This is a genomic window from Microbacterium sp. KU4F, from assembly GCF_056868075.1.
This window is the reverse complement of the sequence record NZ_CP200324.1, coordinates 1,465,043-1,477,865: the sequence shown is the minus strand read 5'-3', so window position 1 is coordinate 1,477,865 and position 12,823 is coordinate 1,465,043. Positions and strand designations below refer to the sequence as shown.

General features: G+C 71.4%; 14 protein-coding genes. 11 read left to right on the top strand and 3 right to left on the bottom strand.

Going from position 1 to position 12,823, the window contains the following annotated elements:
* The first annotated feature begins 2 nt into the window (after positions 1 to 2).
* On the top strand, positions 3 to 1,454 hold the full coding sequence (locus tag AC1VNH_RS07480) for a phytoene desaturase family protein (RefSeq protein WP_483110659.1): 1,452 nt from the start codon (positions 3 to 5) through the stop codon (positions 1,452 to 1,454).
* Here the strand turns inward: AC1VNH_RS07480 and AC1VNH_RS07475 are convergent.
* Positions 1,443 to 1,751 (bottom strand): hypothetical protein, encoded by a 309-nt coding sequence (locus AC1VNH_RS07475; RefSeq protein WP_483110658.1) that lies wholly within the window; start codon positions 1,749 to 1,751, stop codon positions 1,443 to 1,445. The genes AC1VNH_RS07480 and AC1VNH_RS07475 overlap by 12 nt on opposite strands.
* Before the next feature lie 118 nt (positions 1,752 to 1,869).
* Between AC1VNH_RS07475 and AC1VNH_RS07470 the strand changes: the two genes are divergently transcribed.
* From AC1VNH_RS07470 to AC1VNH_RS07460, 3 genes are read left to right on the top strand one after another with little or no spacing between them, the layout of a single operon-like run.
* Complete coding sequence (locus AC1VNH_RS07470) at positions 1,870 to 3,159, top strand: O-acetylhomoserine aminocarboxypropyltransferase/cysteine synthase family protein (protein ID WP_483110657.1); 1,290 nt, start codon at positions 1,870 to 1,872, stop codon at positions 3,157 to 3,159.
* The gene (locus AC1VNH_RS07465) at positions 3,159 to 3,743 is read left to right on the top strand and encodes a CoA-binding protein (protein WP_483110656.1); all 585 of its coding nucleotides are present in this window, start codon (positions 3,159 to 3,161) and stop codon (positions 3,741 to 3,743) included. The genes AC1VNH_RS07470 and AC1VNH_RS07465 overlap by 1 nt, the downstream gene beginning before the upstream one ends.
* A complete protein-coding gene (locus AC1VNH_RS07460; protein WP_483110654.1) occupies positions 3,740 to 5,017 on the top strand; it encodes a chloride channel protein in 1,278 nt (425 codons plus the stop codon). Before AC1VNH_RS07465 ends, AC1VNH_RS07460 begins: the two co-directional genes overlap by 4 nt.
* A gap of 92 nt (positions 5,018 to 5,109) precedes the next feature.
* Here AC1VNH_RS07460 and AC1VNH_RS07455 read toward each other — a convergent pair whose 3' ends face one another.
* Entirely contained in the window at positions 5,110 to 5,844 is a 735-nt protein-coding gene (locus AC1VNH_RS07455; protein WP_483110653.1) for a TetR/AcrR family transcriptional regulator, read from the bottom strand.
* A 70-nt stretch (positions 5,845 to 5,914) separates the two neighbouring features.
* Here AC1VNH_RS07455 and AC1VNH_RS07450 point away from each other — a divergent pair, with 70 nt between their 5' ends.
* The 5 genes from AC1VNH_RS07450 to AC1VNH_RS07430 are packed head-to-tail and all read left to right on the top strand — an operon-like array spanning position 5,915 to position 9,793.
* A complete protein-coding gene (locus AC1VNH_RS07450; RefSeq protein ID WP_483110652.1) occupies positions 5,915 to 6,928 on the top strand; it encodes an SDR family NAD(P)-dependent oxidoreductase in 1,014 nt (337 codons plus the stop codon).
* A gap of 29 nt (positions 6,929 to 6,957) precedes the next feature.
* The gene (locus AC1VNH_RS07445; protein WP_483110650.1) at positions 6,958 to 7,761 is read left to right on the top strand and encodes a sulfite exporter TauE/SafE family protein; all 804 of its coding nucleotides are present in this window, start codon (positions 6,958 to 6,960) and stop codon (positions 7,759 to 7,761) included.
* Positions 7,762 to 7,809: 48 nt separating this feature from the next.
* Positions 7,810 to 8,256 (top strand): FAS1-like dehydratase domain-containing protein, encoded by a 447-nt coding sequence (locus tag AC1VNH_RS07440; RefSeq protein ID WP_483110649.1) that lies wholly within the window; start codon positions 7,810 to 7,812, stop codon positions 8,254 to 8,256.
* Positions 8,253 to 8,660: a MaoC/PaaZ C-terminal domain-containing protein gene (locus AC1VNH_RS07435; RefSeq protein WP_137417869.1), complete on the top strand. Its 408-nt coding sequence runs from the start codon at positions 8,253 to 8,255 to the stop codon at positions 8,658 to 8,660. The genes AC1VNH_RS07440 and AC1VNH_RS07435 overlap by 4 nt, the downstream gene beginning before the upstream one ends.
* Positions 8,657 to 9,793 carry a UDP-N-acetylmuramate dehydrogenase gene (locus tag AC1VNH_RS07430; RefSeq protein ID WP_483110647.1) on the top strand — a complete coding sequence of 379 codons (1,137 nt, stop codon included), beginning with the start codon at positions 8,657 to 8,659 and terminating at the stop codon, positions 9,791 to 9,793. The genes AC1VNH_RS07435 and AC1VNH_RS07430 overlap by 4 nt, the downstream gene beginning before the upstream one ends.
* Here AC1VNH_RS07430 and AC1VNH_RS07425 read toward each other — a convergent pair.
* Entirely contained in the window at positions 9,790 to 11,070 is a 1,281-nt protein-coding gene (locus tag AC1VNH_RS07425; protein WP_483110646.1) for an MFS transporter, read from the bottom strand. The two genes, AC1VNH_RS07430 and AC1VNH_RS07425, sit on opposite strands and share 4 nt — an antisense overlap.
* 56 nt (positions 11,071 to 11,126) lie before the next feature.
* Here AC1VNH_RS07425 and AC1VNH_RS07420 point away from each other — a divergent pair, with 56 nt between their 5' ends.
* The gene (locus tag AC1VNH_RS07420) at positions 11,127 to 12,092 is read left to right on the top strand and encodes an ArsR/SmtB family transcription factor (RefSeq protein ID WP_483110645.1); all 966 of its coding nucleotides are present in this window, start codon (positions 11,127 to 11,129) and stop codon (positions 12,090 to 12,092) included.
* A gap of 199 nt (positions 12,093 to 12,291) precedes the next feature.
* A complete protein-coding gene (locus AC1VNH_RS07415; protein WP_483110644.1) occupies positions 12,292 to 12,816 on the top strand; it encodes a YbhB/YbcL family Raf kinase inhibitor-like protein in 525 nt (174 codons plus the stop codon).
* Positions 12,817 to 12,823: the final 7 nt, after the last annotated feature.

Genomic DNA, 12,823 nt, shown 5'->3' with positions numbered 1-12,823 from the left:
GAGTGAGCGATCTCGACGTCATCGTGGTCGGGTCGGGTCCGAACGGACTCGCCGCCGCCGTGACCCTCGCCAGAGCCGGACTCTCGGTCCGCGTCTACGAGCGCGCCGCGACCCTCGGCGGCGGCGCGTCCTCGGCGGGGCTGACGCTGCCGGGGTTCCTCCACGATGTGTGCTCGGCCGTGCATCCGCTCGCGTTCGAGTCCGCCTTCTTCCGGTCCTTCGGCCTCACCGAACGCGTCGACTTCGTCGTCCCCGAGCTCTCATTCGCGCATCCCCTCGACGGCGGGCGTGCGGCGCTCGCATACCGGGACCTCGACCGCACGGCTGAGGAGCTGGGGCGCGACGGCGCCGCCTACGCGCGGCTCATGCGCCCGCTCGCCGAGAACACCCGCCAGCTGGCCGAGCTGACCGGCGGACCGCTGCTGCGCGTCCCCGCCGACCCCGCGTTCGCCGCGCGATTCGGCGTGCGCGTGCTCGACCAGGGGTCACGGCTGTGGGGGTGGCGGTTCCGCGAGGACGCGGCGCCCGCGCTCGTCACCGGCGTGGCCTCGCACTCGATCCTGCCCCAGCCGAGCCTCGCCGCATCCGGGGCCGGGCTGGCACTGGGCGCCTACGCTCACGCACGCGGGTGGCCGATCCCGATCGGCGGCAGCCAGGCGATCGTCGACGCGATGGTGGCGGATCTGCGCGATCACGGCGTCGAGGTCGTGCGCGACCATGAGGTGCGCTCGCTGTCCGAACTGCCTGCGGCTCGTGCGGTCCTGCTGGATGTCACGCCCGCGGCTCTCCTGCGCATCGCCGGCGACGACCTGCCGCCCTCGTACCGGGCCGCGCTCGGCCGGTTCCGTTACGGCGCCGCCGTCGCGAAGGTCGACTTCGCGCTCTCCGCGCCCGTCCCGTGGGCGGATCCCGCGGTGGCGCAGGCGGGCACGGTGCACCTGGGCGGAACCCGTGCGGAGATCGCCGCCGCCGAGAACGACGTCGTGCACGGGCGGATGCCGGAGCGTCCGTATGTGCTCATCTCCCAGCCCTCGCTGTTCGACCGCACGCGCGCTCCCGACGGCGCACACACCCTGTGGGCCTACACCCACGTCCCCGCCGGCAGCGACGTCGACCGGGAGGAGGCGGTCGTCGCTCAGATCGAACGCTTCGCGCCCGGCTTCCGCGACACGATCCTCGCCGCGCGCTCACGCACCGCGGTGGACCTCGCCCGCCACAATCCGAACTATCCCGGCGGCGATATCGCCGCGGGCACTCCCGACGTCGCCCAGTTGCTCAAGCGCCCCGTGCTGCGCAGCGACCCCTGGCGCACACCGCTTCCGGGGGTCTACCTGTGCTCGGCGTCGACCTCGCCCGGCCCGGGAGTCCACGGCCTCGGCGGATGGTGGGCGGCGCGCAGCGCGCTCACGCACGTGTTCGGTATCCGAGAGGCGCCGTCGCTGTCACCGCGCTGAGCGCAGCCGTTCCCAGTCCACGTCGAGCGTGCGCGGAAGCGTGCGGGAGAAGCGCGCAGGCAGAACCGTGCCGGGCTCCGGCCAGTATCGGGTGTCGATCACGACCTCGGCCGACGCGGTCGCACCCTCGAAGCCCTCCGCCGCGAGGGCCAACTCGACCGTGCAGCTCTGGTAGCGCCGCCGAGACGACGGCGGCGTCGCCGACAGGATGCGGGCGGTGCCGGTCCACGGTGTGCCGAGCCCCGACTCGGTCAGCCGGTCCAGCGCCTCGGCTGCGCCCTCGGTCCAGTCGTCCATGCCACCGACGATAGCGACCGGCGCGGGTGCGCCGACGCATGCCGACACACGACTCGGGGCCGCGCCGAGCGGCCGGTAGGCTGCGGGAAACCCGCATCCCCCTTCGAAAGGGCCCTTCATGGCCGACCGCGAATACGGCTTCCGCACGCGCGCCATCCACGCCGGCAACATCCCCGACGCCGTCACCGGCGCCCGCGCGCTGCCGATCTACCAGTCCACGGCGTTCGTCTTCGACGACACGGAGGATGCGGCCGCGCGCTTCGCGCTGCAGAAGTACGGCAATATCTACAGCCGCCTGGCGAACCCCACGACCGCCTCTTTCGAGGAGCGCATCGCCTCGCTCGAGCAGGGCCTCGGAGCCGTGGCCACCTCGAGCGGGCTGTCGGCGCAGTTCATCACCTTCGCCTCGCTCGCGGGTGCGGGCGATCACATCGTGGCCAGCGCCAACCTCTACGGCGGCTCGATCACGCAGCTCGATGTGACGCTGCGCCGCTTCGGGGTGGAGACGACGTTCGTCGCCTCGGCGGATCCCGCCGACTACGCCGCCGCCATCACCGACCGCACCAAGGCGGTGTTCGCCGAGACCGTGGCGAACCCCTCGGGCGAGATCGCCGACATCGAAGGGCTCGCGGCGGTCGCTCACGCTGACGGCGTGCCGCTCGTGATCGACTCGACGGTCGCGACGCCGTATCTCTGCCGTCCGATCGAGTGGGGCGCCGACATCGTCGTGCACTCGGCCACCAAGTTCCTCGGCGGCCACGGCACCTCTCTCGGCGGCGTCGTCGTCGAGTCGGGTCGCTTCGACTGGTCGAGCGAGCGCTTCCCCCTGTTCACCGAGCCGGTGTCGAGCTACGGCGGGCTCGAGTGGTCGGGCAACTTCGGAGAGTACGCCTTCCTCACGCGCCTGCGCGCCGAACAACTGCGCGACATCGGCCCGGCGCTCGCCCCGCACTCGGCCTTTCTGCTCGCCCAGGGCGTCGAGACGCTGCCGTACCGCATGAAGGCGCACGTCGACAACGCGCGCGCCGTGGCCGAATGGCTCGACGCCGACCCGCGCGTGGAGTACGTCACCTGGGCGGGGCTTCCGGGCCACATCCACCACGACCGCGCCAAGAAGTACCTCCCGGAGGGCCCCGGCGCCGTCTTCAGCTTCGGGGTCAAGGGTGGCCGCGCGGCGGGTCGCACCTTCATCGAGTCGGTCGATCTCGCCAGTCATCTCGCCAACATCGGCGACGCGAAGACGCTCGTCATCCACCCCGCGTCCACGACCCACGCGCAGCTGACCGAGCAGCAGCTCATCGACGGCGGCGTGCTGCCGGGGCTCGTGCGCATCAGCGTCGGCATCGAGGACGTCGACGACATCATCTACGACCTCGACCAAGCCCTCGCCGCCGCGCAGGAGGCATGATGAACGACGTGACCGCCGCCGAGGAGACCGTCGAGACCCGCCTGCCGAACGGGCTGACGTGCGCCCTGCCCGCCAGCTCGCCCCTCGCCAAGCTGCTGCGCTCGCAGCGCACGTGGGAGGGGCCGGGCGCGAAGGAACGCCTCGCGATCCTCCGCGCCGCCAAGAGCATCGCGATCGTCGGCGCCTCCGCGAATCCGGCCCGATCGAGCTACTTCGTCGGCACGTACCTCCTGCAGTCCGGCGCCTACCGGGTGTACTTCGTGAACCCGAACGCCACCGAGATCCTCGGTCAGCCGGCCTACCCCGATCTCGCCTCGCTCCCGGAGGTGCCCGACATCGTCGACGTCTTCCGCCGGGCCGACGACATCCCCTCCGTCATCGACGACGCGATCGCGATCGGCGCGCCCACCGTCTGGGTGCAGCTCGGAATCTGGAACGAGGATGCGGCGCGGTACGGCGAGAGCAAGGGTCTGACCGTGGTCATGGACCGCTGCATCAAGATCGAGCACGCGCGCTTCCACGGCGGTCTGCACTTGATGGGCTTCGACACCGGTCAGGTCAGCTCCCGGCGTACGCTGCGGTGAACGCGACCCGGCTCCGCCCGGCCGTCGGCCACCTCACACGGATCGGTGCGGCGACCCTCCTCGCCGGAGTCGGCACGGGGCTCGCGGTGCTGCTGCTGGTCTGGGTCGTCCATTCGATCGAGCACCTCGTCTGGGGCGAGGGTCCGGGCCCCTTCCTCGATGGTCTCGCCGCGCCATCCGAGTTCTGGCTGCCGCTGGTCACGGTCAGTGCCGCCGGCGTCATCGCGGCCGTCGGCTGGTATCTCATCCGCCGCTTCGGCAGGCCCGTCGCGAGCGTCGAGCAGGGTGTCGACGGGCGACGGATGCCGGTACTGGAGACCCTCGTCGACACCGTGCTGCAGGTCGTCTCCGTGGCGCTGGGCGCATCGATCGGCAAAGAGGTCGCCCCGCGCGAGCTCGCCGCGATGGCGTCGTCGAAGGTCGTCGGCTGGTTCCGCCTGACGCCGCGCTGGCGCCGCATCCTGATCGCCTCGGCCGCGGGCGCGGGTCTTGCGGCCGTCTACAACGTGCCGCTGGGTGGCGCGGTGTTCGCGGTGGAGATCCTCCTCGGCGAGTTCTCGATCGCCGCCGCCGTGACCGCCCTCGCGGTCAGCGCGATCGCGACCCTGGTCGCGCGGCCGCTCGTGGGCGACCAGTCGCTCTACGACCTGGGATCGATCGAGGTCAATGCGTCCCTGCTCGTCGCGGCACTCGTCGTCGGACCGCTGATGGGAGTCGTCGCGACCAGTTTCGTCGCCGCCACCAAACGTCTGAGCGCCTTCCGGCCGACCGGCTGGAAGCTGCTCGTCGTGCTCCCGCTCGTGTTCGCCGCCGTCGGCGCCGTGGGGATGTTCTTCCCGCTCATCCTCGGCAACGGACGCGCGCTGGCGACCGCCGGCTTCGAGCTGAGCGAGCCGGTCGTGTTCCTGCTCATCCTCGCGGTGCTCAAGTACGTCGCGACCACGCTCTCCCTCGGGGCGGGTGCCATCGGCGGCACGCTGCAGCCCTCCGTCGCGATCGGCGCGGCACTGGGAGCGGCAGCCGCGGCGGGGTGGGCGCTGCTCTGGCCGGGAGCGAGCGGCACGGGACTCGCGGTCGTCGCCGCGGCCGCCTTCCTCGCCGCGAACATGCGCGCCCCGTTCACCGCGATCGCCCTGATCATCGAGTTTACCAACACCGGCTTCTCGCTGCTGCTGCCGATCTTCCTCGCCGTGGCCGGCTCGCTCGCGGTCGTGGGCCTGCTGAAGCGCGGCGGCCTCGCGAGCTTCACACCCCTCGATCCCGCCCGCGAGTAGGGCGCGTCTCGCGCTGAGGCTCCGCGCGTCGCGGCGAGCGCGCATCCGTTTGTCGAGCGCGCATCCAATTGTGTCGCTCGGCAAACGGGTGCTCAGTCGGCGAGGCGGTTCTCGACCTCGGCCAGGCGGGTCTCGACGGCGGCGATGACGGCATCGACGTCGAAGGCGAACTGCGCGTCGCCGTAGGCGTCGAAGCCGCTTCCGTCGAGCCGGCGCAGCACGCTGAGCTCCGTGGCGCCCGTCTCGCGAAGCATCCCGCGGAACTGCGCGACCTGCGGGTGCCCGCCCGCTCCCGCGGCCGCGACCTCCTCTCGGGCGAAGCCCGTGGCGATGGTCGTCAGCAGGAGGAGAGTGCGCCCGGCGGTGACGTCGTCGACGCCGCCGGCGAGCAGACGTTCCAGCACCACCTCGGCCGGCCGGACCGCGCCGAGAGTCGCCCGAGACAGGGTGCGGAAGTGCTCGACGAGGGCGCCCGACGCCACGAGCGATTGGCGCATCCCCTCGGCGAAGGCGCGACAGGCATCCGGCCACGGCGCGTCGAAGGGGATCTCGAGCGCGGCGATGCGGGTCAGGAACACGTCTTCGGCGAGCAGCTCCATCAAGCCCTCCCGCCCGTGGACGTAGTGATGGAGCGCCTTGCGATCGACCCCGAGGGCGTCGGCGACGCCCTGCATCGTGAGCTCCTGCGCGGGCAGGCGCCGCGCGGCATCCAGGATGGCGGCGCGGTCGAGGCCCGCGCGTTCGCCGCGCCCCCGTCGCGCGGGGGGAGTGCCTGGAGTCACGTTCACTCCCTGTTCGTACTTCTCGACGGGCGGATCGTTCGACACGAGCGTAGTATTTCCCGTGCGGGATTTATCCGTCGAACGGCGACGGCCCGCTCGAGAGAAGGGCTCTGCAATGTCGGAGAGTGTGGTGTTGACCGCGAACAGCACGATCGCGCAATGGCTGGATCACCCTGTCGGAGGCGACCTCATCCGCGGACTGCTCGCATCCTCGGGGACGACGGAGGACGCGCTGGGCCCCGTCCGGTCGCAGCCGCTTCAGCAGCTCGTGGCGCTGAGTCAGGGTCAGCTGCCGCAGTCGGTCGTCGACGACCTCGTGCGTCAGGCCAACGGCGGCACGATGCCCGAGCAGACGGGCCCTGCGCCGTGGGTCGAGCGGGTGGTCGCGGGCCGCTTCGCCGGTCGCACCGTGATCGTCACGGGCGCCGCATCCGGGATCGGGCGCGCCGTGGCGTCGCGTGTGCTCCGGGAGGACGGCCGCGTCGTCGCCGTCGACATCTCCGCCGATCGTCTGGACGAGCTGGTGGCGGCGCACGGCGGGGAGAAGCTCGTGGCGGTCGCGGGCGACATCACCGACCAGGCGGCCGTCGACCGGATCGTCGCGGCCGCCGGCGAGCGGATCGACGCGCTCGCGAACGTCGCCGGCATCATGGACGACTTCTCGCCGCTGGGGGAGACGACGGATGCGGTGTGGGAGCGCGTCATGTCCGTCAACGTCACGGGCACGTTCAAGCTGTCGCGCGCGGTGATCCCCGCGATGACCGCGGCCGGAGGCGGCGCCATCGTGAACGTCGCCTCCGAAGCGGGCCTGCGCGGCAACGCCGCGGGGAACGCGTACACGGTCTCGAAGCACGCGGTGGTCGGGCTCACCAAGTCGGCCGCATTCATGTACGGCCCCGCCGGGATCCGGGTGAACGCGGTCGCCCCCGGAGCCGTCGCGACCGGCATCGCCCTTCCGCCGCACCTCTCCGAGCGCGGGCGCGCCCGGGTGGCGCCCTTCGAGCAGCTCATCCCGACCGTGGCCACGGCGGAGCAGCTCGCCGCATCCATCACGTTCCTGCTCTCGGATGACGCGGCCAACATCAACGGCGTGATCCTCGCGTCCGACGGAGGATGGTCGGTGCAGTGACGCCTCGGGGGCGGCGGTAGGCTCTCCCGGTGACCGACGCCCCCGCACGCGTGCTTGCGCCACGCACTCCCGCCTTCATCCTCACCTGCATCGCGACCGGGCTGCTGGCGGGCCTCCTGTCGGGACTGTTCGGCGTGGGCGGCGGCACCGTGATCGTTCCGCTGCTGGTCCTGTTCCTGAAGTTCGACCAGCGTCTCGCCGCAGGAACCTCCCTCGCGGCCATCGTGCCGACGGCCGCCGTCGGCGTGATCTCCTACGCCGTGCACGGGTCGGTCGCGTGGGTGCCGGCGATCCTGCTCGCAGTGGGTGCCGTCGTGGGCGCGCAGATCGGCACGTGGCTGCTCCCGCGGATCTCGCAGACCGCGCTGCGCTGGGGCTTCGTCGCCTTCATCGTCGTCGTGATCGCGAGCCTGTTCTTCGTCATCCCTTCCCGCGACGCGCACATCGAGGTGACGGTCGTCACCGGCATCGCCCTCGTCGTGGTGGGTGTGTTCACGGGCATCATGGCGGGCCTGATCGGTGTCGGCGGCGGCGTGATCGTCGTCCCGATCCTCGTGCTCATCTTCGGCGCGAGCGACCTGGAGGCGAAGGGCACGTCGCTGCTCTTCATGATCCCCACCGCCCTGTCGGGAACGATCGGCAACCTGCGGCGCAAGAACGTCGACCTCCTCGCGGCTGCCCTCGTCGGCGTCGCCGCGTGCACGACCACGGCGCTGGGAGCGTGGATCGCGACACTACTCGATCCCTTCGTCGCCAACATCCTGTTCGCCGCCTTCCTCGTCTTCATCGGCACGCAGATGGCGATGAAGGCCGTCCGCGGGCGCAAGCGCTGAGCGATTTCTGACGGCGGGCGCCGCCGGGCCGCTCGGTAGGATGGGGCTGTGCCCGTGAATCCCACCCTCGTCGAGCGCGCCTTCGAGCCGACACCGCCCTACCTCGTCGGTCGTGAGAAGGTGCGCGAGTTCGCCCGCGCGGTCTTCGCCACCGACCCGCAGCACACCGATCCGGCTGCAGCGCAGGCGCTCGGCTACGCCGACGTCGTGGCGCCGCCGACCTTCGCGATGGTGATCCAGGACCTCACGCTGCAGCAGCTGCTGGCCGAGCCCGACTCGGGGATCGCGCTCGAGCGCACGATCCACGCCGAACAGCGCTTCCGCTACTCGCGGCCCATCGTCGCCGGCGACGAGCTCACCGCGCAGTTGCGCGTGACGGGCGTGCGTGCCGTGGGCAAGGGCGCCATGGTCACGAGCGAGGCCGAGGTGACGGATGCGGCCGGCGCGCACGTCGTGACTGCCACATCCATCCTGCTGATCGGAGGCGAGGAATGACCGCGTACGAGATCGGCCAGGTCGTCGCCGAGCGCGACGTGCACCTGACCCGTGAGTCGCTCGTGCGGTATGCGGGCGCATCGGGCGACTTCAACCCCATCCACTTCCGCGATGACGTCGCCGCCCGCGTCGGCCTGCCCGGCGTCCTCGCCCATGGCATGCTCACCATGGGTCTGTCGGTCGAGACGATCGTGCCCTGGCTCGGGGACGCGGGCCGCATCCGCGAGTACGGCGTGCGCTTCACGCGGCCCGTGGTCGTCGATGCCGAGACGGGAGCCGATGTGCGCGTCGTCGCCACCGTGGGCCAGATCGACGACGAGACGCTGCGCATCGACCTGACGGTCACCCACGCCGACACGACCGTGCTGGGCAAGGCGCAGGTGCGGGTGGCCCGCGAGGCATGACCGCCGTAGAGCCGCTGCCGCTCGCGCAGCTGACCACGCTGGCCACGGGCGCCGCTCCCGCGCGGATGCGCGAGGCGCGGTCGCGGGACGAGCTGATCGGCGCGCTGCGCGAGGTCTGGGCCGACGGCGACGACTGGTTCGTGCTCGGCGGCGGGTCGAACCTCCTGGTGGGCGACGAGCCCTTCGACGGCACCGTGGTGCGGGTGCTGACCCGGGGCATCGAACGGCTGCCCTCGCCCCGCGAGGGCTTCGTGCGACTGCGCGTGCAGGCGGGACACGACTGGGACGCCCTGGTCGCCGACACCGTGACGGCGGGGCTCGCCGGCGTCGAGGCGATGAGCGGCATCCCCGGCACCGTGGGTGCGGCGCCCGTGCAGAACGTCGGGGCGTACGGGCAGGACATCTCGCAGACCCTCGTCGAGGTCGAGCTCATCGACGAATCCACCGGCGAGGTCTCCACGGTCGCCGCCACCGAACTCAACCTCGGTTTCCGCACCTCGGTGCTCAAGCACCACTACGGATCGGTGGCCGCTCGTCGTGCCGTCATCCTCTCGGTGACCCTCGAACTGCAGCAGGTCGGCCACGGCGCGGCTCCGGTGCGCGGCGAGCAGCTGCGCCGGGCTCTCGGACTCGCACCCGATGCGGTCGTCTCGCTCGCCGAGGTTCGCGATACCGTGCTCGCCACTCGCCGCAGCAAGGGCATGGTCCTCGACCCCGATGACGCCGACACGCGCTCCGCGGGTTCGTTCTTTCAGAACGCGGTGGTGTCGCAGGAGTTCGCGCGCACCCTTCCGGCGGAGTGTCCGAGGTGGCCGCTCGAACCCGAGATCGAGCCGGTGCGCGTCATCCCGCTCGACCAGTTCGACGGGTACGTCCCCCCGGCGCCGGTGCGCTCGATCGACGTGAAGGTCAGCGCCGCGTGGCTCATCGAGCATGCCGGGATCGGCAAGGGCTTCCGCATCGGCCGCTCCCGCGCTGCGGTGTCGAGCAAGCATGCCCTTGCATTGACGAACCGCGGCGGGGCGACGGCGGCGGAGATCGCCGAGCTCGCGCGCTTCATCCAGCAGCGGGTGCAGCAGGAGTTCGGGCTGATCCTCCAGCCCGAGCCCGTGCTCGTCGGCGTCGAGCTCTAGCCGATCGTCACCGCATCCCGCGCGGCGCGGCGGGCGATGACCACCACTCCCGCGGCCGCCGCGCCGAACATCACCGCGAGAATCGCCCATCCGGCCGTGCCGAGATTGATGGCCGTCATCGTCACGACGGCGGGCGCGATCATCGCCCCGAGGGCGTAGCCGGTGCCGTAGACGCCCTGGTAGCTGCCCATCCGCTCCTGCGACGCCAGGTCGAAGCTCAGGCTCCAGCCGGCGGCGCTCGAGGTGATCTCGGCGAGCGAGTGCACGAGAGCTGCCGCCAGCAGAATGACGGCGGCCAGGGCGATCGGCCCCCACCCGTCGCCGCCGATCCACTCGGCTCCCGCCCACAGCGCGCAGGCGAGCACCATCAGCACGCCCGCGTTGCGCATGGCGTGCCCGGCCCCCGCAAAAGTGCCGGTGCCGCGGCTCATGCGCACCTGCAGCAGCACCACGACGACCGTGTTCACGAGCAGCAGCGGGCTCACGAGGACGTCGGGGGCGACGGTGTGCGCGACCACCCAGAGCGGCACGCCGACCTCGAAGAGCCCGAACTGGATGCCGAACACGCCCATGAACGCGGTGAGCGACAGGAAGCGCGCGTCGCGGTAGGGGCTCGGGCCCTTCTCCGGTGCGGCGTCCGCATCCGTCTCGACCGGCGACGCGCGCCGCACGTCGACGCGCTCGGCGGACAGGCCCGTGACCAGCAGCGCGGATACGAGGAACAGGGCGCCCGAGACCGACATCGTGATCTGGAAGGCGAAGGCCGTGCCGAGGGCGAGCGGGATCGCGGCGACCGCGGTCCCCACGCCGATGCCGACGTTGGTGACGGTGCGCATCGTCGCGCGGATGCGGACGCGGTCCTCGCCAAGGAACGCGCGCCCGACGACGGCCGAGCGCACGCTGGCGTTGCCCTGCTGCGCGAGGGTCACCAGCGATGCGGCGATCACGAGGGTCAGCAGGTCGTGCACGAAGACGTATCCGATGAGGGCCGCCCCCTGCAGCAGGTGCAGCCAGAGGAGCATCCGGCGGGCGCTGAAGCGGTCTGCCAGGTGTCCGAAGGTGAGGGAGCTCGCGACGCCGACGGCGCCCGCGATCGTAAGCCCGATACCCACGGACAGCGGGGGCACTCCGACGATGAGCGTCAGATACAGCGTCGTCAGCGTGAAGAACGCGCCGCGGCCGAGGGTGTCGACCAGCGTGATCGTCAGCAGACGTCGGAGAGTCTGATCGTCGGAGATGAGGATGCGCAGGGGAACGGTGGGGGTGGTGCTCGTCACCGTTCCATTCCCGCAGGGGCGTCGCAGCGGGTGCAATCGATGTAGATTATGGCTTCATGATTCGATACGAGATGGAGGCGGCGGACGTGTCCGCCATCCGTTTCGGCGTCTCGCCGCTGTCCGAGCTGGGGCTCGCCCTGCGCGCCCTCTACGAGCCGGACTGGTTCCCGCTGCAGCGTCCCTGGCTCCAGCGCATCGCCGGTGTGCGGTCGCTGCTCGACGAGGAGATGCTGCTGGCGCTCGTGAACGACAAGCGGTGGGTCGCGGACTTCGTGAACCCCCGCCCCTCGTCGCCGTTGACGTCCCTGGAGGACGAGCTCGCCGATCTCGGCCGGATCAGCCGGGCGCACCTGTACGCGGATCTGGAGAAGGTGCACGGAAGCGTCCCGCACGTGTTCCAGGGGCGCCACGATGTCGTCGTCTCCCGGCTGCAGCGCGCGCTCGCGACGGCGTGGGATCTCTGCTTCGCCCCGCACTGGGCGCGCATGCACGCCGTCATGCAGGCCGACATCGCCTATCGCGGACGCATCGCCGCCCAGGCGGGGATCGGCGCCGTACTCAACGGCCTCTCGGATGCGGTGCGCTACGACGGCCGGCATCTGGATGTGCGGCTGTGGAACCCGCAGGTGCGTCATCGTCCCGTCCTCGGCGACGGCCTGACGCTCGTGCCGTCGATCTTCACCGCGCGCGTGTCCACGCCCATCGACGACCACCTGCCGCCGACCGTGATGTACCCCGCGCGCGGCCAGGGGGCGATGTGGTCCACCGCGATCGGACCGGATGCGGCGGCGGTCACCGACCTGCTCGGCCGCACGCGCGCGCTCCTGCTGACCGAGCTCGGCGAACCCGCATCGTCGACCGATCTCGCGCTGCGGCTCGGGGTGTCGACCTCCGCCGTCAACCAGCACCTGCGGGTGATGGCGCGGGCCGGGCTGCTCAACCGCGCCCGCTACGGTCGCGCCGTGCTCTACTACCGCAGCGCCGCCGGCGACGCCCTTTGTGCGGAGCCCTCCCGCCCGTAGCCGCCCCCGTCTGTGCCCGAGCCGGCAGGTGCCCGAGTTGCGTCGCTGTTGCGCGGATGCGACAGGTTTCCGCATCCGCGACAGCTCTTGTCTGTGGCGGGTGCGCATTTCTGTAGCCGTTCCGAGTGGGAGGGCCACGGGGGATGCGGATGCCGCAACTCCCTGTGCAGTCATACGCCCCGTGCGTAGGCTCGATGTCATGACCGATCTCACCCGCCCCCAGACGCCGGACCCGTATCCGCTTCTCCCCGCGGTGGCCTCGTTCACCGTTACCAGTGACGATGTCGCCGACGGCGCACCGCTGAAGGACGACCAGGTCGCCGCCCTCGGCAACACCTCGCCGCAGCTGTCGTGGTCAGGTGCGCCCGAGGGGACGCAGTCCTACGTCATCACCTGCTTCGACCCCGATGCCCCCACCCCGAGCGGCTTCTGGCACTGGGTGCTCGTGGACGTGCCCGCATCCGTCACCTCCCTCGACACCGGAGCCGCGTCGGCCGCTCTTCCCGCAGGAGCCTTCCACGTGCGCAACGACGGCGGGCAGCCCGGCTTCATGGGCGCCGCGCCGCCGGAGGGCGACCAGGTGCATCGGTACTACTTCGTCGTGCACGCCGTGTCCGAGCCGACGCTCGGAGTGGATGCGGACGCCTCACCCGCCGTGGTCTCGTTCAACCTCGCGTTCAAGACCCTCGGCCGAGCCATCATCCACGGCACCTACCAGCACTGACGCATCG

Coding starts and splice junctions, on each gene's coding strand:
- AC1VNH_RS07420 (WP_483110645.1), top strand. CDS start 11,127: ATGATTCGATACGAGATGGAGGCGGCGGACGTGTCCGCCATCCGTTTC.
- AC1VNH_RS07465 (WP_483110656.1), top strand. CDS start 3,159: ATGAACGACGTGACCGCCGCCGAGGAGACCGTCGAGACCCGCCTGCCG.
- AC1VNH_RS07430 (WP_483110647.1), top strand. CDS start 8,657: ATGACCGCCGTAGAGCCGCTGCCGCTCGCGCAGCTGACCACGCTGGCC.
- AC1VNH_RS07415 (WP_483110644.1), top strand. CDS start 12,292: ATGACCGATCTCACCCGCCCCCAGACGCCGGACCCGTATCCGCTTCTC.
- AC1VNH_RS07470 (WP_483110657.1), top strand. CDS start 1,870: ATGGCCGACCGCGAATACGGCTTCCGCACGCGCGCCATCCACGCCGGC.
- AC1VNH_RS07450 (WP_483110652.1), top strand. CDS start 5,915: ATGTCGGAGAGTGTGGTGTTGACCGCGAACAGCACGATCGCGCAATGG.
- AC1VNH_RS07435 (WP_137417869.1), top strand. CDS start 8,253: ATGACCGCGTACGAGATCGGCCAGGTCGTCGCCGAGCGCGACGTGCAC.
- AC1VNH_RS07475 (WP_483110658.1), bottom strand. CDS start 1,751: ATGGACGACTGGACCGAGGGCGCAGCCGAGGCGCTGGACCGGCTGACC.